Source organism: Nocardia sp. NPDC050712 (genome assembly GCF_040654295.1).
Classification (GTDB): domain Bacteria; phylum Actinomycetota; class Actinomycetes; order Mycobacteriales; family Mycobacteriaceae; genus Nocardia.
In genome coordinates this window covers 515156-534455 of sequence record NZ_JBFAHT010000003.1, presented here as the reverse complement: position 1 = coordinate 534455, position 19300 = coordinate 515156, and the positions used below count along the sequence as shown (strand labels likewise).

Annotated in this window: 13 protein-coding genes; 1 reads left to right on the top strand and 12 read right to left on the bottom strand. The window is 68.7% G+C overall.

The genetic code is table 11. The features are described 5' to 3' along the window. Window positions 1–35 precede the first annotated feature (35 nt). The 12 genes from AB0H76_RS22995 to AB0H76_RS22940 form a co-directional block, all read right to left on the bottom strand. On the bottom strand, window positions 36–1331 hold the full coding sequence (locus AB0H76_RS22995) for a S1 family peptidase (RefSeq protein WP_357327440.1): 1296 nt from the start codon (window positions 1329–1331) through the stop codon (window positions 36–38). A gap of 76 nt (window positions 1332–1407) precedes the next feature. Then, on the bottom strand, window positions 1408–2772 hold the full coding sequence (locus AB0H76_RS22990) for a protease (protein WP_357327437.1): 1365 nt from the start codon (window positions 2770–2772) through the stop codon (window positions 1408–1410). Between the two features lie 165 nt (window positions 2773–2937). Next, window positions 2938–4056, bottom strand: coding sequence for a hypothetical protein (locus tag AB0H76_RS22985; RefSeq protein WP_357327434.1), 1119 nt, complete (start codon window positions 4054–4056; stop codon window positions 2938–2940). A 40-nt stretch (window positions 4057–4096) separates the two neighbouring features. Beyond that, window positions 4097–6655 carry a LuxR C-terminal-related transcriptional regulator gene (locus AB0H76_RS22980; RefSeq protein ID WP_357327432.1) on the bottom strand — a complete coding sequence of 853 codons (2559 nt, stop codon included), beginning with the start codon at window positions 6653–6655 and terminating at the stop codon, window positions 4097–4099. Window positions 6656–7257: 602 nt separating this feature from the next. Beyond that, the gene (locus AB0H76_RS22975) at window positions 7258–8427 is read right to left on the bottom strand and encodes a globin domain-containing protein (protein WP_357327429.1); all 1170 of its coding nucleotides are present in this window, start codon (window positions 8425–8427) and stop codon (window positions 7258–7260) included. A 531-nt stretch (window positions 8428–8958) separates the two neighbouring features. Further along, entirely contained in the window at window positions 8959–9306 is a 348-nt protein-coding gene (locus AB0H76_RS22970) for a helix-turn-helix transcriptional regulator (protein ID WP_357329823.1), read from the bottom strand. Between the two features lie 68 nt (window positions 9307–9374). Further along, entirely contained in the window at window positions 9375–10550 is a 1176-nt protein-coding gene (dnaJ, locus tag AB0H76_RS22965; RefSeq protein ID WP_357327426.1) for a molecular chaperone DnaJ, read from the bottom strand. 21 nt (window positions 10551–10571) lie between these two features. Beyond that, a complete protein-coding gene (grpE, locus tag AB0H76_RS22960) occupies window positions 10572–11204 on the bottom strand; it encodes a nucleotide exchange factor GrpE (RefSeq protein ID WP_357327423.1) in 633 nt (210 codons plus the stop codon). Beyond that, entirely contained in the window at window positions 11201–13048 is a 1848-nt protein-coding gene (dnaK, locus tag AB0H76_RS22955) for a molecular chaperone DnaK (protein WP_357327420.1), read from the bottom strand. The genes grpE and dnaK overlap by 4 nt, the downstream gene beginning before the upstream one ends. 302 nt (window positions 13049–13350) lie before the next feature. Continuing rightward, on the bottom strand, window positions 13351–14121 hold the full coding sequence (locus AB0H76_RS22950) for an FAD-binding oxidoreductase (protein WP_357327417.1): 771 nt from the start codon (window positions 14119–14121) through the stop codon (window positions 13351–13353). Window positions 14122–14132: 11 nt separating this feature from the next. Then, window positions 14133–15290 (bottom strand): globin domain-containing protein, encoded by a 1158-nt coding sequence (locus tag AB0H76_RS22945; RefSeq protein ID WP_357327414.1) that lies wholly within the window; start codon window positions 15288–15290, stop codon window positions 14133–14135. A gap of 219 nt (window positions 15291–15509) precedes the next feature. Further along, window positions 15510–16394, bottom strand: a complete 885-nt coding sequence (locus AB0H76_RS22940; protein ID WP_357327411.1) for an NADP-dependent oxidoreductase — start codon at window positions 16392–16394, stop codon at window positions 15510–15512. Window positions 16395–16690: 296 nt separating this feature from the next. Between AB0H76_RS22940 and clpB the strand changes: the two genes are divergently transcribed. Further along, window positions 16691–19246, top strand: a complete 2556-nt coding sequence (clpB, locus tag AB0H76_RS22935) for an ATP-dependent chaperone ClpB (protein WP_357327408.1) — start codon at window positions 16691–16693, stop codon at window positions 19244–19246. Window positions 19247–19300: the final 54 nt, after the last annotated feature.

Below are 19300 nucleotides of genomic sequence, written 5' to 3'. Positions count from 1 at the left end.
GACAGCCCAGGGCTGTCGGCCTTTTCACAGATCAATTAGTTGGTGTTGACCCGCAGACCCGGGTTGTCGGAGAGCACCACGTTCAGCGGCTGCGCGAACAGCTGCGGGGTGCTGCCGGTGAGCAGGCCGATCAGGTTCGGGATCTCACACACCGGGTAGTCGGCGACCGACGAGGCGCTGGAGATGCCGAGGGCCTGGGTGCCGGTCACGATCGGGCCGCCGCTGTCGCCGGGCAGCGCGCAGATGTTGGCCGAGAAGCTCTGGGTGAGCTCCCGCTCGCCGACCTGCACGGTCTGGTCGACGGCGTTGACCACGCCGCAGCTGAAGCCGGTCCGCGAACCGGACTTGCAGACCGGGGCGCCGACCACGGGAACCGCGACACCGGTGAGCACGATCGGCGCACCGGGCGAGCGGACGCCGCTGTTGTCGAAGCGGCCCTTGTGCTGGTTGTCGATCCGCACGATGGAGTAATCCTGGCTGCCCAGCACCGACTTCTGGAAGCTGCCGAGCTGGTTGCCCAGCTTGTCGCCGCCGATCAGCTCGTGCACGGCGGTGGGCTGATCCAGGGCCGGGTTGCAGTGGCCGGCGGTGATGTTGACGGTGTTGCCCGAGCGATCGGTGCCGTTGAACCCGAAGGAGCAGCGCAGCGAGGAGCGGCCGGCGACCGAGGCGAAGCCGTCGCCACCGGTCAGCGAGCCGCGGTTGATCTCGCCCGCGATGGGGGCGGCCTCGGGCAGCTGCTCGGCGGCGATCGGCGGGGCCGTCACCAGCACCCGGGACGGGTCGACGAAGCTCGGCATCGGCAGGCCGGCCTGATCGACGCGGACCGCGATGCTGTTGTTCATGGTGTCGATCGCGACGCCGCGGATCAGCTTGGCGACCGGCTCGGGCTGCTCGTCCAGCCAGCGCTCGAACGCCGACTTCTCGCCGCGTAGCGCGACCTCGCTCTTGGCGACGTTGCGGACCTCGAAACCGGCGTCCTGCGCGGCCTTGCGGGCCTCGTCGATGCCGGGGCCCTGGGCCAGGGCGACGACGGCCTGGCCGACATCGTTCAGCCAGGCGCCGCCGAAGGCGGAGGGGTACTGCCGCTGCGCGGCAGTCGCGAAGGAGGCGACCTGCTGCGACAGATCGGCGCGGCGCAGGTACTCCTCGGGGGAGATCTTCAGATCACGGGTGACCGCGGCGACCAGGTCCGCGGGCAGGGCGGGCGCCGGGGCCGGTGCGGGTTCGGCGTTCGCCACTGTCGCTGCGGTCGGCGCGAACAGCAGAATCGCCGCCGAGGCGGCGATCGCGGATTTCGAACGGAACAATCCCAGGCTTGGCAGACGCATGCCGAAACTATATGGGCTCCCGTCCGGTATCACTACTCCAAAGACGCTGTTTCGCCGAACTACCGATCCCGGCCCGTTATCCGGCGTTCGGTCGGGTCCGCACCGTGATACCGCTGCCGAGCCCGCCACCCGCGGAGGCGTCGATATCGGACAGGATCGGGCGGATCGGAATGCCCAGCGTGGCGGTGCCGCCGTAGGGCGCGAGGGCGGTATTGGCCTCGGTGCAGTTCGGGGCGTCGGCGGCGTTGGAGCCGCTGGTGATGCCCAGCGCCAGCGTGCCGGAGACGATCGCGCCGCCGCTGTCACCGCCCAGGGTGCAGGCCGAGGCGGCGAAGCCGCGCACGATCCGGCTCACGCCGTCGGCGGTGTAGAGCTGGGTCTCCACCCGGTCGGCCACGACGAAGCCACAGGTGAACGTGGAGGACTGGCCGGACTTGCAGATCGGCGCGCCGGTGATCGGCTCGGCGGTGCCGGTGATGCTCAGCGTGGTGCCGTTGGCGCCGCGCACCGAGGGCTGATCCATGCCCGAGCGCACGGCGCGCTCGGTCAGCTTGATCACCGAGTAGTCCAGGCCGCTGTCGCCGCCGACCTTGGCCGCGACGAAGGTGCCCAGTTCGGGGCTGTTGGTGATGTCCTTGATGTTCGGGTAGTACACGGTGGCCGTCTGGTCGGGCTTGCCCAGGTTCGGATCGCAGTGGCCCGCACTGATGTTCAGCGCGTTGCCGGCGGCGTCGATGCTGTTGAAGCCGAACGAGCAGACGTCGACGCCCTCGAGGGAGGTGTCGGAGAGCGCCTTCGGCGCGCTGATGTAGGTGTCGCCGCCCATCGGCCGGCGCTCGACCGGGCCGCCGCCGCCGGGGGAGAGGATGACCTTCACGTTGGCGATCAGCGTCGGCAGGTTCAGCGCGTGCCCGACGGTGGTGTTGGCGACGCTGAGCACCAGCTGGCTGTTCAGGAAGTCGATGGCGACGGAGTTGATCGCGTCGGACAGGCTCACCGGCAGGGTGCCGATCCACTGGTTGACCTGGGTCAGCGAGGTTTCCAGCTTGGCGGCCGAGACCGGCGCCAGGTGCGTCTGATAGCCGGCGTTCGCGGCGATCTTCGCGGCGTCGGGGGAGGTCACGGCGACAACGGGTTTCCCGTCGGGCCCGATCCACGCGCCGGCGTAGGTGTCGGGCTGGGCGGCCCGGAAATCGCGGGCGTAGGCACTGAGCTGCTGTGCCTTGGCCGCGCGCTCCAGGTACTGCGCCGGGGAGATCTTCAGATCGCGCTCGATGGCCTGCACGAGTTCGGCCGGCAGGTTCTCGGCGGTCAACTGCGCGGGTTCCGCCGGTTCCGCCGAAGCGGGGTTGGTGGCGAGGACGGGAGCGAGGAGAACGGTCGCGGCGACGCCGATCGAGGCTGCCTTGACCGCGGCGCGACGCGCCACCAACTTGCGCATGAAGTCCCTTCGTAGGCACAGCTGTGCCAGCTACGTCCGTGCGCCAGATCCGTTGGCGCGCAGGCTGTCGAGCAACGGACCGAGGTTCCGCTATTTTTCCGGCAACACCGGTCAGCGGATCACTTTAAGGCACAAACCCGGGTTGGTCTCTAGTGAATCGAATGATCAGTTCGGGACCGGGATGATGATCGTCGGTGGCGTCCAATCATTTTCGGGTGGCTCCCAGGCCGGGGGGCTGCCGAAGCCGGGTCGCGTGGTCGTGGTCCGCCGGGGTGTCGTGGGCGTGGTGGTCGGCGGTTCGGTGGTGGTCGGCTCGGCCGTGGTGGTCGGCGGCGGCGTGGTGGTAGGCGCCGGCTCCTCGGTCGTGGTGACCGTGATCGGCGGCTCGGTGGTCGGCGGCGCGATGAGCTGGGGCGGCGGCGCGGTCGTCGGCGTCACCGTGGCCTGATCGGATTTGGCGTCGCGCACCTGCGGCACCTCGGGAGTGTCGTCGCCGCGGAACAGCACCGCGACCCCGATGCCGCCCAGGATCAACCCGATCAGCGCGGCGCCCGCGATCAGCAGCGGGATGCGGCGCTCGCGCCGCTCGGGTGGCGCGGGCGCGACCGGCGCGGGATTGGGCAGCGCCTCGGTCGGGGTCGGAGCGGGCAGCACGGTGGCGACGGGCAGCGCCGCCGAATAGGCCTGTGCCGTCGCGCCGGGCGCGGGCACCTGCGGGATCACATCGGTGACCACGGTCGAGTTCTCGGCGTTGTGCGGATCCGGGGGCGTCGCGCCCGCCGGTGTCGCGAGCACCGCGGCCAGGGCGGCCCGGGCCGCGTCGTAGGCGAAGGACTTGTTCGGCTCGGCGGTGTCGACCGCGGGCAGGTCCGCCTCGCTGACCAGCACCACCGAACGTAGGCCCAGGTAATCCAGCGCTTCACGCAGCGCCTGCACGTCCTGGGTGAGCCAGTGCGCGGGATGGGTGGCGTAGAACTCGGCCGAGCCGGCCAGGTGTTCGGCGGTCAGGTTGATCAGGCAGAACAGCGCGGTGGCGACCAGATCCTCGGCGCGGTAGGCCTCGCCGTCGTCGACCGGGAGCCCGGCCGGGTCACCGACCGAGGCGATGAAACCGGCGATGGAGTGCGAGTTCCCGGCGGGCGGCGGACCACCCAGCACGGTGTCACCGTCCTCGGCCATATGCAGGATCGACTCGCGGACGATGTACCGCAGCTCACCGGTATCGGTGACTATCGCGGCCGTACTCTCGTCCTCGGCGATCCGCAGGCCCACCCCAGTGGCCATTCCAATGTCCTCGCTTCGATCTAGACGACCCGCGCCGGAACTACGCGGGTAGCGAGCCCTGCTGGTGAGCCGCACACCCCATGGCGCGAAGCATCGACAATAACTCCGAGCGTGACGTAGCACCGATCCGGCGTCGGATCCGGGCGACATGATGCTCCACGGTTTTCGCGGAAATGTATAGCCGTGCCCCGATCTCCCGGTAGGTCAGACCCAGCAGGACCAGCTCGGCGACCTCCCGTTCGCGTTCGCTGAGCACGGCCTCCGCCTCGGCGGCGGGCACGAGCTCGGTGCCGGTGGTGGCCACCGGCGCGGGCACCGGCAGCTGTTGTGGACGCAGCGCCGAGCGGGCGGCGCGGGCGAGTTCGCCGAGCGCGGCCGCGGTGACGGCATCCGCCGCGGCCGCCGTGGCGGAGGCGGCGGCCAGTTGCGCGGCCTCCCGGGCCAGGCCGAGCCCGCGCAGGCCGGCGACCGCGGCCTCCACCCGGGTGGCCACGATCTGCTTGCGCAGCACCGAGATCCAGGCGCGCGCCGCCAGTGCCAGCGCGCCCGCGTGCGCGTCACCCGCGGTGGCGGCGGTATCCAGCGGGCGGGTCGCCGCGAGCAGCCGCTCCGGGTTGTGCGCGGCGATCGCGGCCTGCACCGCGTACCAGTGGAAGATATTGGCCCACCCGGGCGGCTGGTGCAGCCGGCGCAGCAGCACGTGCGCGGCCTCCACCAGCGGCGCGATGCGGCGCTCCTCGTGCAGCAGCACGCCCGCGGTCCAGAGCTCACCGATCGGCAGCAGCGTGAGCAGGTCGGCGTCGACCGCGTCGAACAGCGGATAGGCCGCGTGCCAGGCCCGGGTGAGGGCGTGATGGTCACCGGCGCGGCGAGCCAGGCCGACCACGACGCCGTGCGCGAGCAGCCGGTCCCGGATGTCGAGCTGCTCCCAGTTCAGGGCACCGGCGATGGCGGCCGCGCCCTGCTCGTCGCCGTCCAGCAGAGCGGCCCAGGCCGAGAGCACCTGGAGTTGATGGCAGCGCAGGCCGCCCGCGGTGGCGCGTTGCAGGGCATCGGCCGCGCGCTGCGGCGCGCCGGTGCTCAGGCAGAGCAGGGCCGCGATGGAGACGGCGGTGCACGGCAGGAAGACATCGGCGCCCGGCCCGCTGTCGGCGGCCTGGGCGAGCGCGGAAATCGCCGCGGCGGTCCGGGTTTCGGTGTCGGTCTCGGCGAGGGTGCCGGCCAGGGCGACGGCGATCAGCCGGGCCTGGGTGCTGGCCTCGGTCGGCGGCCACTGCGGCGCCGATTCCGCCAGCCGGGTCGCGGTCGCGGTATTGCCGGCCAGGTAGTGCACGGTCGCGCCGACCGCCCAGTCGGCGCCGGTGCGGGCCGGGCCGAGCCAGCTGTAGAGCTGGGCGGCGCGACCGGTCAGGCCGCGGCGAGTCAGGACGGCGGCGCAGATCCGCACGGCGTCGGCCAGGTCGGTGCCGGTGATGCCGGAGCGCGCCAGCATCGGCTCGGCCAGGCGCATCGCGGTCTCGCCGTCGCCGGTCTGCGCGGCCGCCTCGGCCCAGCGCAGCGCCATGTGATCGGGATCGGCGCCCGCCGCCGCGGCCGCCGCGTAGTAGCGCACCGCCTCGCGGCCCGCGTGTTCGGCTGCGGTGCAGAGGAATTCGGCGAGCTGGGGATCTCGGACACCGGACTCGGCTAACAGCAGCGCGGTGTGGTCGCGTAGTAGCCCGGCCGCCAGGCGCGCGCCGAACAACCGGCGCTGCACGGCGAGATAGCGATGGTCGCCGAGCAGCGTGCGTAGCGGCGCGATCGCCGGGGCCAGCAGCAGGTCGGCGTCGGTGACCAGGGCGGTGGCCCGGGCCCGATCGATGAGTCCCTGTGCGGCGGCGGTGCCGACGCCGAGCACCGCGGTGAGCTCGCTGGAATCCAGGCCGGTGCCGGTGGTGGCGACGGACAGGGTTTCCAGCAGGTCGGGCGCCAGATCGTCGAGCAGGGTGCGGGCCCAATCGGTGACCGCCACATCGACCACCGGGATCGCGGCGTCCAGCCGGGCCGAGCAGGCCGCGGCCAGCGCGGTGACCACACCGCCGCGGATACCGCCGGTCTGCTGATGGATGTGCTGGGCGACGTGGCGCGGCACCGTCATACCCAGTTCGCGGGCGAACGGGCCGATGTCGGCGACGCCGAGCGGGCGCAGGTCCAGGACCCGGCCGCGGCGCGCGACCGCGTCGGTCAGGGCGCGCAGGTGCGGGTCGTGCGGGCGCGGCTGCGCCGCCACGACGATGGTGCCGCGCCCGGATTCGATTATTCCGCACAGGGTTTGGAGATCGTCGGGGCTCAGCGTGTGCGCGTTGTCGATGAGCAGCGCGGTGCTCGGGCCGGCCGGATCGGGCTCGGGGCAGGGATGGCCGACGGTGTCGCACAGCGGAATTCCCTGTTCCCGCAGTCGCGTGCGGACCGCCGCGAGCAGGGTGGATTTTCCGGTGCCGGAGCGTCCGCGGATGAGAAAGACGCCGGGAGCGTGCGTGTTGCGGCGTGCCGCAGCCGAATCCAGCTCCCGGAAGATATCTCGCGCGCAGGGCATCGTGTCGAAGGCGATGTCAGGCACGGGCAGCTCCGATCATGTTTGCCAGCACGTTGCTTGCTGGCCCGTAATCGACTCTGTCACCGGTTGCCCAGTGGCGCAACAGATCCGGGGCGCCCGGCGGCGGAGCCGCCGGGCAGTACCGTGCCCCGGTATCGCCGATAATCCCCCACGTCGCCGAAGCGACCGAATTCGACGCTGCGGCAGTGCCGCCGGACGTCAGACGCTGTGTCATTGGTGAACCTCGTTCGAAACCGGATGCCCCGGCAATGCTGGTCTTGACAATCCGCTGCCGCGGAATTCGGGGCCGGAAAGACCCACCCACTGTGTCGGTTGCTGGCAAACCGCCGTTACCGCGAAACGCCGATTCAATTGTCCCCGATGTTTCGACGCGGCGCTGGGTGAAATCAGTAAACATTCCGACCGCCCGGCCTTTTTTCTGTGCAGTCTCAGGCCCACATGATTACACCGGGGGTCGGGAATGTGAACTCGATTCGAGCCGCCCGTGTTTCGTAGACCCGGCGAAGGCCGGGATCCAGTCGCCAACCTGCGGATAGTCGTCACCCGCGTGGATCCCGACCTTCGCCGGGACGGCGAGACACCGTCCGGGGCGAAGAAGATGCTGTTCAGAACAGTGGGTCGTGCCGGATGTTCTTGGTCTGCGTACCCGCCGCCATCAGGCGGAACTTGGTGGTCTGCACCATCGACGGAGAGCCGACGATCTGCACATCGCGGTCCGCCCACGGACCGAAGCTGGCGACCACCTTGCCGATCTGCCCGGTCATGCGCGGTTCGAGGCCGGGTAGCTGGGGCGCCGGCTCGCCGGAATCGATGTGCCACCACGGGTTGTCCTCGTACTCCGCGACCGGGGTGACGGTGAGCCACTTGTGCGCGGTGGCGAGCTTGCTCAGCATCTCCAGGTCGTAGAGATCGCAGGGGTGATGCCCGCCGACGAACAGGTGCACCTTCGGGTTGGTGCGGCGCTGCGCCATCTGTAACAGCTGGGCGCGCAGCGGTGCGATGCCGGTACCGCAGCCGATCATCAGCATCTTGCGCTTGGTGTTTCGCGGTACGCCGAGCCCGCCGAGAGGCGAGCCGAGGAGCCACTGATCACCGACGTTCGTCTGGTTGACCATGGCCGGGCTCACCCACCCGCCGAGGACGCCGCGGATGTGGAACTCGATCTCACCGGCGGCATTCGCGGGGACCGCGGGTGAGAGGTAGCGCCACATCCGCGGCCGCGCCGGGATCTGCACACTGATGTACTGCCCGGCGGCGTATCGGATCGGCTGGTCCAGGCGCAGCCGGACCACAGCCAGATTGTGCAGCACCATGCGGCGTTCGAGCACGGTGCCGGTCCAGACCGGCGGGCTGGTCTCCTTCTCGGCGGCGCCGATCATGGTGTCGCAGATCAGGGTCAGGCCCTCTTCCCAGGCCCGGTCCACCTCGTCGGTCCACATCTCGTTGCCGGCGAAACGGCTGATCGCCGTTTTCAGCGAGTGCGCCACGGCCTGGTAGTGCTCGGCCTGCACGCCGTATTTGCGGTGGTCGCGCCCGAGTTGGGCCAGGAAGGGCAGGAGTTTGTTCGGTTCCTCGAGCCGGTCCAGGGTGTAGGAGATTGCCCGGACCAGGCGATCGCGCTGGGAATCCATTGCGGCGGGAAAGAAATCCCGAGTTTGGGGATACTCGGTGAACAAGATCGAATAGAACGACCGGGCTAGTTTTTCCGGCCCGGAATCCTCGGCAGCAACCGCCTTGAACGTGGTTCTTATCAAAGCGACAGTCCGCGAATCCATATGCGTCACAACCCCATTCCGCGCTCGAACACAGCTCGCGCCAGCGAGTGAAAGTCCTCCGGGTCACTCGACAGCAGCCGATGATTGGAGTGTAGGGGAGGTTTGCCAGCAACGGAATCGTTCGTTTAAACATCATGCGTGTAATTCCGCTAAAACGAATGTACACATTGTGAAAACCCTTGGAAACCAACTGGTATTCAGCGTTTCAGGCCCAAATCGGCCGGTTTTTCCTCGATTTCGCGTGACTCGATTTGCGAGTTTCGACTGGACCGCTGCCCGAGAGCGATCATGTAGCAACAGTGACCGGATGGTCAGTTACCTTGTCTGGCAACCGATCCGCATCCAGTGACCTGGGCGGCGGGAGAATTCACCGGACGATCCGACGAGCCGAATTCGCCAGCAAACTTCCATGGTCGCCAGCAAACCTGGCGTCCGGTCGGCTAATGGTTGCGGGCAAACCAAAACGGGCCCCGGTTCCGGACCGCCGCAGGGCGAACCGGGCCCGAGGCCCGCAAGGTTGCTGATCAGGTGCTAGCGCTGATGCCGTGGTTTCCAGACCACCAGCGCCGTACTGCGTTGCGGCGGCGCGAAATCGGGGCGATACCCCGCGCGCACCCGCTCCAGCTCGGCCGCCAGCTCGGCCAGCCGCTGCTGCAGCTCCTCGACCTGGTTGGTCAATTCGATGATCCGCTTGATCCCGGCCAGGTTGACGCCCTCGTCCTGAGACAGCCGCTGCACTTCGCGCAGCAGCTCGACATCGCGGGAGGAATAGCGCCGGCCGCCGCCCGAAGTGCGTTGCGGCGTCACCAGCCCGAGGCGGTCATACGTGCGCAGTGTCTGCGCGTGCATGCCCGCCAGCTGGGCCGCCACCGAGATCATGAAGAACTCGGTCCGTGACGTCGCCCCGGAACCCGAGCCCGGCGCGTTCTTCGGATCGTGGGACATCGCTACGAACCTGCCCATCCTGCCCGGGGATCGAAACCGCTGGTCTTCTCGGCCTCCTGGTAGCGCTTGAGCGCCTCGGTGGCCTCGTCGTCCAGCTTCTGCGGCACCGCGACCTTGACGGTGACCAGCAGATCACCCGCGCCGGCCCCGGCGCCGCCGCGCTTGGGCACACCGCGGCCACGCACCCGCAGGATGCGCCCGTCGACGGTGCCCGGCGGCACCTTCACGCCGACGCGACCCTCCAGCGTGGGCACGGAAACCGTTGTGCCCAGCACCAATTCACTGTAACTGACCGGCAGGACCAGGGTCAGGTCGTCGCCGTTGCGGCCGAAGACCTTGTCCTGGCTGACGTGCACCGTCACATACAGATCACCCGAGGGCGCGCCACGCAGGCCCGCCTCGCCCTGGCCCGCCAGCCGAATCTTCTGCCCGTCACTGACGCCCGGCGGAATCCGGACGGTGATGGTGCGGGTGCGATTCTGGATGCCGCTGCCGTGGCAGTCGACGCACGGGTCGTCGATGATCGAACCGGAACCCCGGCAGTCGTCGCACGGCTCGCTGAACCCGAACGCGCCCTGGTTGCGGCTGATGATGCCGGTCCCGTTGCAGTTCGGGCAGACCCGGGGACTGGTCCCCGGCTTCGCGCCACTGCCGTGGCAGGTGGTGCACGGCGACGGACTGGTCATCCGCAGCGGGACGGTGACGCCCTGGGCCGCCTCGCGGAAACCCAGGGTCGTCTCGGTCTCCACGTCGGACCCGCGGCGCGGCCGGCTGGTGGTGCGCTGGCCGCCCCGATTGAACAGGCCGCCGAACAGGTCACCGAGGCCGCTGTCGGCCGTGGCGCCACCGGCGCCGCCGAAGATGTCCCCGATGTTGAAATCCTGCGAAAAGCCGCCCGCCGCATTGGGGTTGAACCCGCCGCCCCGACCGTAACCGCCGCCCGCGAACAGCCGGCGGGTCTCGTCGTATTCCTTGCGCTTGGCCGGATCCGACAGCACGGCGTGCGCCTCGCTGACGGTCTTGAACCGCTCCTCGGCCTTGGTGTCGCCGGGGTTGGCATCCGGGTGCAGGTCACGAGCCAGCTTGCGATAAGCCTTCTTGATCTCGTCCTGCGTGGCGTTGGAGGAGACGCCCAGCTCCTTGTAGAAGTCCTTCTCGATCCACTCCCGTTGGCTCACCGCGCATCTCCTCCTTTCGCACTAGTCGTTACTGGTTTCGGCATCAGCATCCGATGCCTCTGTCTCTGCTGCCGGTTCGGCCGCCTCGGTCACCGGATCGGTTACCCCGACCAGCGCGTGCCGAAGCACCCGGTCGCCGAAGCGGTAGCCCTTGCGCATGACGAGCCCGATCACCGGATCGTGGCCGGAACCCTCGTGCTGCACGGCCTCGTGCAAGGTCGGGTCGAAGGGCTCACCCTCCGCGCCGAACTCCTCGAGGCCCTGCTTGTGCAAGGCGCCGGCGAGCTTGTCGGCGACCGCCTTGAGCGGCCCCTCCAGATCGCCGTGCGCGCGGGCCCGGTCCAGATCGTCGAGCACACCGAGCAACTCGGTGACCACGGACGCCTTGGCGCCGTCGATCGCGGTCTTGCGGTCGCGGTCGACGCGGCGCCGGTAGTTGGCGTACTCCGCGGTCAGGCGCTGCAGATCGGCGGTGCGCTCGGCGAGCTCCACGCTGATCGTGTCGGCCAGCGGATCGGCGGCGGGGGCTTCGGCACCGTTCCCGACCACGATGTCCTCCACCGCGGTCGGTTCCCGTACGTCACCCGTCTCCGGATCGATCTTGCGCTTGTCCACGAAGGTGACCGGCTCCTGCTCCGAGTTACCCTGGCTCACTTCTTCTCCGTGTCGATCGGATCGTCCACGACCTCGGCGTCGACGACCTGGTCGTCATCGGCCTGGGCCGAGGAACCGTTGCCCGAGGCGGCGGCGTCGGCGGCCTGCGATTCGTAGATCGCCTGACCCAGCGCCTGCGACTCGGTCGCCAGCTTCTCCACCGCGGTCTTCACCGCGGCGATGTCGGTGCCCTTGAGCGCCTCGTTCGCCTCGGCGATGGCCGCCTCCACCTTGGACTTGACGTCGGCCGGGACCTTGTCCTCGTTGTCCTTGATGAACTTCTCGGTCTGGTGCACCAGGCCCTCGGCCTGATTGCGGGTCTCGGCCTCTTCGCGGCGGGACTTGTCCTCGGCGGCATGCGCCTCGGCGTCCTTGACCATCCGGTCGATCTCCTCCTTGGACAGGCCGGAGCCGTCCTGGATCTTGATCTTGTTTTCCTTGCCGGTGCCCTTGTCCTTGGCGGTCACGTGCACGATGCCGTTGGCGTCGATGTCGAAGGTGACCTCGATCTGCGGCACGCCACGCGGGGCCGGCGGCAGGCCGGTCAGCTCGAACGAGCCGAGCAGCTTGTTGTGCGAGGCGATCTCGCGCTCACCCTGGAACACCTGGATCTGCACCGAGGGCTGATTGTCATCGGCCGTGGTGAAGGTCTCCGAGCGCTTGGTCGGGATGGTGGTGTTGCGCTCGATGAGCTTGGTCATCACGCCGCCCTTGGTCTCGATGCCCAGCGACAGCGGGGTGACATCGAGCAGCAGGACGTCCTTGACCTCACCCTTGAGCACACCGGCCTGCAGCGCGGCGCCGACGGCGACGACCTCGTCCGGGTTCACGCCCTTGTTCGGCTCGCGGCCGCCGGTCAGTTCCTTGACCAGCTCGGAGACGGCGGGCATACGGGTGGAGCCACCGACGAGCACGACATGGTCGATGTCGGCGACGCTGACGCCCGCGTCCTTGATGACGGACTGGAACGGCGCGCGGGTGCGATCCAGCAGATCGGAGGTGATCTTCTGGAACTCGGCGCGAGTCAGCTGCTCGTCGAGGAAGAGCGGGTTCTTGTCCGCGTCGACGGTGATGTAGGGCAGGTTGATCGAGGTCGACTGCGAGGACGACAGTTCGATCTTGGCCTTCTCCGCAGCCTCACGCAGGCGCTGCAGGGCCATCTTGTCCTTGGTCAGGTCGATACCGGCCGAGGCCTTGAACTTGTCGACCAGCCAGGTCACGACGCGCTCGTCCCAGTCGTCGCCACCGAGGTGGTTGTCACCGGAGGTGGCGCGGACCTCGACGACGCCCTCGCCGATTTCCAGCAGCGAGACGTCGAAGGTGCCGCCACCGAGGTCGAAGACCAGGATGGTCTGTTCCTTGTCGCCCTTGTCCAGGCCGTAGGCCAGCGCGGCCGCGGTCGGCTCGTTGACGATGCGGAGCACGTTCAGGCCGGCGATCTGGCCGGCTTCCTTGGTGGCCTGGCGCTGCGCGTCCTCGAAGTAGGCGGGGACGGTGATGACCGCGTCGGTGATCTCCTCACCGAGGTAGGCCTCGGCGTCGCGCTTCAGCTTCATCAGCGTGCGCGCGGAGATTTCCTGCGGCGTGTACTTCTTGCCGTCGATCTCGGTGGTCCAGTCGGTGCCGATGTGGCGCTTGACCGAGCGGATGGTGCGGTCGACGTTGGTGACCGCCTGGTTCTTGGCGGGCTGACCGACCAGAACCTCACCGTTCTTCGCGAATGCGACGACCGACGGGGTGGTGCGCGATCCTTCGGAGTTCGCGACGACAACCGGTTCGCCGCCTTCGAGAACGGCGACGACCGAGTTCGTGGTCCCGAGGTCGATTCCGACCGCACGAGCCATGGTGGTTCCTCCTAGTTGACGTATTTCTTGGGGGTGCCGGGCGCCTGTGTGGCGGCTCCAGACACCTATCGCGGAGCACGGTCCCAGCAATGCTGAGCGTGGTCGGCTCAATACTGCCCTCGGCTCGGCCGGGAGTCAACTGAGACTTGAGTCGCACACGCTCAACATCTAGATCTGCTCAACCGGCGGCCTGCGCGAACTATTCCCGGATCGCGTCAGACGCCCTCCGCCATTGTCGTCAGCGCGGCGAGGCGCGGCCACGATGTGGCCGGTTCGTAATAGAAAAGACCAAATGGTCCTGTTTACTGCAGGCCCTCGAACTGGATCCGCTCCGGCGGGGTGCCCGTTTCCAGCAGCGTGTTCACGGTCGCGTGCACCATCGCCGGCGAGCCGCACACCAGCACCTGATGGGCGGCGAACGCGCCGTGCGTCCCGATCACCTCGGCCAGCGTGCCCTGCAGCAGGTCCTCGGGACCGAAGCCGATATCGACCCGGGTGTGCTCGTACCAGTCGTCGGTCCAGCCCGGATCCGCCAGGCTCTCGACCACGGGTACCACGGTCAGCCAGGGCAGTTCCTGCGCGAGCAGGGCGAGCATGTCGGCGGCGTAGAGATCGCGCGGGCTGTGGCCGCCGAAGAACAGGTAGGTGGGCGGCGGCTCGGCATGCCGGGACAGCTCCAGGATCTGCGCGCGCATCGGGGCCAGCCCGGTCCCGCCGGCGATCATCACGACCTCGTCACCGTCCGGGTCGACCTGAAACAGCCCCGCGGGCGCGGTGATTCGCCACTCGTCGCCGAGCTTGGTCTCCGCGACGAGGGCGCCGCTGAGCCAGCCGCCCGGCACCGTGCGCACGTGGAATTCCAGCTTGCCGTCCAGCGAGGGCGGCAGCGCGGGGGAGAGCCGCCGCCGCACCTGGGGCTGCTGCGGCACCCGCACCTCCACCGACTGGCCCGCGGCGAACGGCACGAACTCGCCGATCAGCCGGATGACCGCCAAGTCGTGGCGCAGACGGTGATGCCCCACAACGGTGGCCGTCCACTCCGGCGGCGCGCTGAGGCTGGGATCGATCGCCAAGGTCGTCTCGCTTACACAGGATCGGAGGTGATGATGTGCTCGGGGGTGCCGACGGAAATCAGGGCGCGCCGGGTGTCGGCGATCATGCGCGCCGAGCCGGCGATCTGGATCTGCCGATCCGCCCAGGCGCCGAAGCTCGCGACCACCGCGCCGAGATTGCCGGTGAGCCGGCGGTGCATGCCGTAGGGCTCCTCGGCGGGCGGATCCGGGAACCACCACGGATTGGTCTTCTCCTCGCAGACCGGGACGATAGTGAGCCACGGGTTGCTCTGCGAGAGCTGCCACATGTTCTCCACGTCGTACAGGTCGCAGGGGTAGCGGCCGCCGATGAAGAAGTGCACGCGCGGATTCACCCCGCGCTGGCCCATCTCGATCAGCTGGGCGCGCAGCGGGGCGATGCCGGTTCCGGCGCCGATCAGCAACACGTCGCGGCCGCTGTCACGATCCACGTGCAGGCCGCCCAGCGGCGCCGCGATCTGCCAGCGGTCCCCGACCCGGGTCTCGTTGACGATGGCCGGGCTGACCCACCCGCCGCGGATCTTGCGGACGTGGAACTCGATCTCCCCGTACGGATTCGCCGGAATCGCGGGGGAGAGGTAGCGCCACATCTTCGGGCGCTGCGGCACCGTGATCGGCACGTACTGGCCCGCCTGGTAGGGGACCGGGGTGTCGGATTGCAGCCGGACGATCGCCAGATCCTCCAGCACGCGCCGGTGCCCGACCACGGTCGCCTCCCACACCGGTTGCGACTTGTCCGCGTTCGCGCCGATGGCCATGGAGGCCGAGATCAGAATGGTGACGTCGCGCCAGCCCTCGTGCAACTCCCGATTCCAGCCCGGCCCGTTGTAGGACCGGAACGCCTGCAGCAACGCGTGCCCGGCCATGTCGTAATGGGTGGCCGAGACGCCGTATTTGCGATGGTCGCGGGCGAGCTGCTCGAGGAACTTCTGGGCTCGCTCCCAGTCTTCGAGATGGTCGATCACGAACTGGATCGCGGTGACCACCCGCTTGGCCTGCATTTCCATCGCGGGTGGGAACAGCTCACGGAGCTGTGGGTTCTCGGCGAACAAAAAGCCGTAGAACGTGCTGGTCAACCGCTCGGGTCCGTTCGGTGCGTCGGTCACCGAACGGAAGTTGGCGCGGACCAGCGCTGCTGAACGCGCATCCACGACGTGGAGCTTCCTTTCCCTCGTCTTGCCCAGGGACATACCCGTCGGCCGACCGTTTCGAGTGACCTGCAAGCAGTCACTACGGCTGGTCGGTATCAGTATCCAGTAAAAACCGGAGGTCGTCAGAGTATGACCGAGTAGGACCGCGGCCAACCGTAATGTGTCGGCAAACCGGGCCGTACGCGGGTCCGCAAGGAAAGTGAACGCTCGAGTTACTGATCAGATGGTCAGCACCGTTTTACCTCGAGCGCCCGGCTTGTCCAACACCGTGGCGGCCTGGGCCAGCGCGACCGTTTCCTCGATCGGTATCACCACGTCACCCTCGGCCACCCGCCGCAGCAGGCGGGCCAGTTCCGGTGCGGCACCGTGCGATTCGAAGTTACCGCCCTCGATGCCGCGGTCCCGCAGCGCCTCGGTGTTCGCGGCGAAGATGGTGGAGTAGGCGCTGCCGCCGTCGCGGACGACCGCGGTCAGCTCGGATAGCTCCTCGGGCGCGCTGACCAGATCGAACAGCACGTCCACCCCGCCGGGATGCCGCGCGGCGACCTGCTCGGCCACCGAACCCCGGGTGTAGTCGATGGTCTCGGCGGCGCCGAGCCGCTGCATCTGGTCCGCCGCCGCGCCCCGGGCGGTGGCGATGACGTGCGCGCCGGCCAGATTGGCCAGCTGCACCAGGAAGACGCCGACGCCGCCGGTGGCCCCGACGATGAGCACGGTCTGATCGGGTTCGATCTTGGCGGCGTCCACCAGATCCTGCGCGGTGACGCCCGCGGTCGGCACGGCGGCGGTGGCCATGGTCGGGACGCCCTCGGGGATCCGGACCAGGGTGGCGTCTTCGGGGAGCACGCCGTATTCGGCGAACGAGCCGTGGCCCGCGCGCCCGGCCAGGAATTTTCCGACCACCCGGTCGCCGACCGCGAAGCGGGTGACCTCGGTGCCGGTCTCGACGATGGTGCCCGCGCCGTCCACGCCGAGGATCAGCGGGAAGTCGTGCGGCAGTTTGCCGTCGAGGATGCCCTCGGCGACCTTTCTGTCGAACGGGTTGACCCCGGCCGCCTCGAGCTGCACGCGGACCGCGCGCGGGCCTGGTTCGGGTATCGGCATATCGGCTGCTTCGGGATTTGCTCCGAACTCTCGTACCACGATCGCGCGCATCGTTCCGCTCCTCGATTCCGAGCTGAATATGACCTATCAACCAACATCGATATCCGTCCTATGAATCCCTACACCACCGGCGGGGCGATTCATCGCATTCGACCCTGGTGCGGCGTAGCGTGGACGATTGGTGCTGGTCAGTCGGCTCTTCGCTGGTTAGCCGGAAATTTGCAAACTTGAGCGGAACAGACTCAACCTTGCCGGCGTTGAACGGTGTAACCAATTCGACTCGTAGGAAGGTGACCGTGGACTCGTTCAATCCCACCACCAAGACCCAGGCGGCCCTGACCGCAGCCCTGCAGGCGGCCTCCGCCGCGGGCAACCCGGAGATTCGTCCGGCGCACTTGCTGGTGGCGTTGCTGGATCAAACCGACGGCATCGCCGCGCCCTTGCTCAAGGCAATCGGAGTGGATCCGGGCACGGTCCGGCGTGAGGCCCAGGACATTGTGGACCGGTTGCCGCGCGCGTCCGGCGCGACCACCCAACCGCAGCTCGGCCGGGAAAGCCTGGCCGCCATCACCGCGGCCCAGCACCTGGCCACCGAGATGGGCGACGAATACGTCTCCACCGAGCACGTCATGGTCGGCCTGGCCGCGGGCGACTCCGATGTCACCATGCTGCTGAAGAAGTACGGCGCCACCGCCGAGGCGCTGCGCGAGGCGTTCACCGCCGTGCGCGGCAGCGCGAAAGTCACCACCGCCGATCCCGAGGGCAGTTACCAGGCGCTGGAGAAGTACTCCACCGACCTGACCGACCTGGCCCGCGAGGGCAAACTCGATCCGGTCATCGGGCGCGACTCCGAGATCCGCCGGGTCATCCAGGTTTTGAGCCGCCGCACCAAGAACAACCCGGTGCTGATCGGCGAGCCCGGCGTCGGCAAGACCGCCATCGTCGAGGGCCTGGCGCAGCGCATCGTGGCCGGTGACGTCCCGGAGTCGTTGCGCGGCAAGAACGTCGTCTCGCTCGACCTGGGCGCGATGGTGGCCGGCGCGAAGTACCGCGGTGAATTCGAGGAGCGGCTCAAGGCCGTGCTCGAGGACATCAAGAACAGTGCCGGACAGGTCATCACGTTCATCGACGAGCTGCACACCATCGTCGGCGCGGGCGCCACCGGCGAATCCGCGATGGACGCCGGCAACATGATCAAGCCGATGCTCGCCCGCGGTGAGCTACGCCTGGTCGGCGCCACCACGCTGGAGGAGTACCGCCAGCACATCGAGAAGGACGCCGCCCTGGAGCGCCGCTTCCAGCAGGTGCTGGTGGGTGAGCCCTCGGTGGAGGACACCGTCGGCATCCTGCGCGGCATCAAGGAGCGCTACGAGGTGCACCACGGCGTGCGCATCACCGACTCGGCGCTGGTCGCGGCGGCCACCCTGTCCGATCGCTACATCACCGCCCGCTTCCTGCCGGACAAGGCGATCGACCTGGTCGACGAGGCCGCCTCCCGGCTGCGCATGGAAATGGATTCGCGCCCGGTCGAAATCGACGAGATCGAGCGCTCGGTGCGCCGGTTGGAGATCGAGGAGATGGCGCTGAGCAAGGAGACCGACGAGGCCTCCAAGATCCGCCTGGAGAAGCTGCGCGCCGAGCTGGCCGACGGCAAGGAGAAGCTGAACCAGCTGATGACCCGCTGGCAGAACGAGAAGGGCGCGCTGGATCAGGTGCGCACGCTCAAGGAGGAGCTGGAGACGCTGCGCGGCGAGTCCGAGCGGGCCGAGCGCGACGGCGATCTGGGCAAGGCCGCCGAGCTGCGCTACGGCAAGATCCCGGAGTTGGAGAAGAAGTTCGCCGCGGCCGAAAAGGCCTCCGCCACCGCCGCGGACGGCGAGATCATGCTCAAGGAAGAGGTCGGCCCCGACGACATCGCCGATGTGGTGTCGGCGTGGACGGGCGTGCCCACCGGCCGTCTGCTCGAGGGCGAGACGCAGAAGCTGCTGCGCATGGAGGACGAGCTGGGCCGCCGCGTGGTCGGCCAGGCCGAGGCCGTGCAGGCGGTCTCGGACGCGGTGCGCCGCGCCCGGGCCGGCGTCGCCGACCCGAACCGGCCCACCGGCTCGTTCCTGTTCGTCGGCCCCACCGGCGTCGGCAAGACCGAGCTGGCCAAGGCCCTGGCGGACTTCCTGTTCGATGACGAGCGCGCCATGATCCGGATCGACATGAGCGAGTACAGCGAGAAGCACGCGGTGGCTCGCCTGGTCGGCGCGCCGCCCGGCTATGTCGGCTACGACCAGGGCGGTCAGCTGACCGAGTCGGTGCGCCGCCGCCCCTACTCGGTGATCCTGTTCGACGAGATCGAGAAGGCGCATCCGGATGTCTTCGACATCCTGTTGCAGGTGCTCGACGAGGGCCGGCTCACCGACGGACAGGGCCGCACGGTCGATTTCCGGAACACCATCCTGATCCTCACCTCGAACCTCGGTGCGGGCGCGGATCCGGAGCTGGTCATGAACGCGGTGCGCGCCGCCTTCAAGCCGGAGTTCCTGAACCGCCTCGACGACGTGGTGATGTTCCACCACCTGGACGAGGATCAGCTGCGGTCGATCGTCGACATCCAGCTGCAACAGCTGCAGAAGCGGCTGGCCCAGCGCCGGTTGACGCTCGAGGTCAGCGAGGCGGCCCAGCTCTGGCTGGCGATGCGCGGTTACGACCCGGTCTACGGTGCGCGGCCGCTGCGCCGGCTGATCCAGCAGGCCATCGGCGACACCCTCGCCAAGGAGCTGCTGGGCGGTGAGGTGCAGGACGGTGACACGGTCAAGGTCGACCTGGACCAGAACCGCGACACCCTGATCGTGGGCAAGTAAGCAACTGGTCGGTCCGTCCTCACGGCCGGACCGACCACACGCGCCTACCCTGGA

Bases quoted from the DNA above. Each gene is read 5' to 3' on its own strand.
- AB0H76_RS22995 (WP_357327440.1), bottom strand. From the start codon at position 1,331: ATGCGTCTGCCAAGCCTGGGATTGTTCCGTTCGAAATCCGCGATCGCC.
- AB0H76_RS22990 (WP_357327437.1), bottom strand. From the start codon at position 2,772: ATGCGCAAGTTGGTGGCGCGTCGCGCCGCGGTCAAGGCAGCCTCGATC.
- AB0H76_RS22985 (WP_357327434.1), bottom strand. From the start codon at position 4,056: ATGGCCACTGGGGTGGGCCTGCGGATCGCCGAGGACGAGAGTACGGCC.
- AB0H76_RS22975 (WP_357327429.1), bottom strand. From the start codon at position 8,427: ATGGATTCGCGGACTGTCGCTTTGATAAGAACCACGTTCAAGGCGGTT.
- AB0H76_RS22970 (WP_357329823.1), bottom strand. From the start codon at position 9,306: ATGATCTCGGTGGCGGCCCAGCTGGCGGGCATGCACGCGCAGACACTG.
- dnaK (WP_357327420.1), bottom strand. From the start codon at position 13,048: ATGGCTCGTGCGGTCGGAATCGACCTCGGGACCACGAACTCGGTCGTC.
- AB0H76_RS22940 (WP_357327411.1), bottom strand. From the start codon at position 16,394: ATGCCGATACCCGAACCAGGCCCGCGCGCGGTCCGCGTGCAGCTCGAG.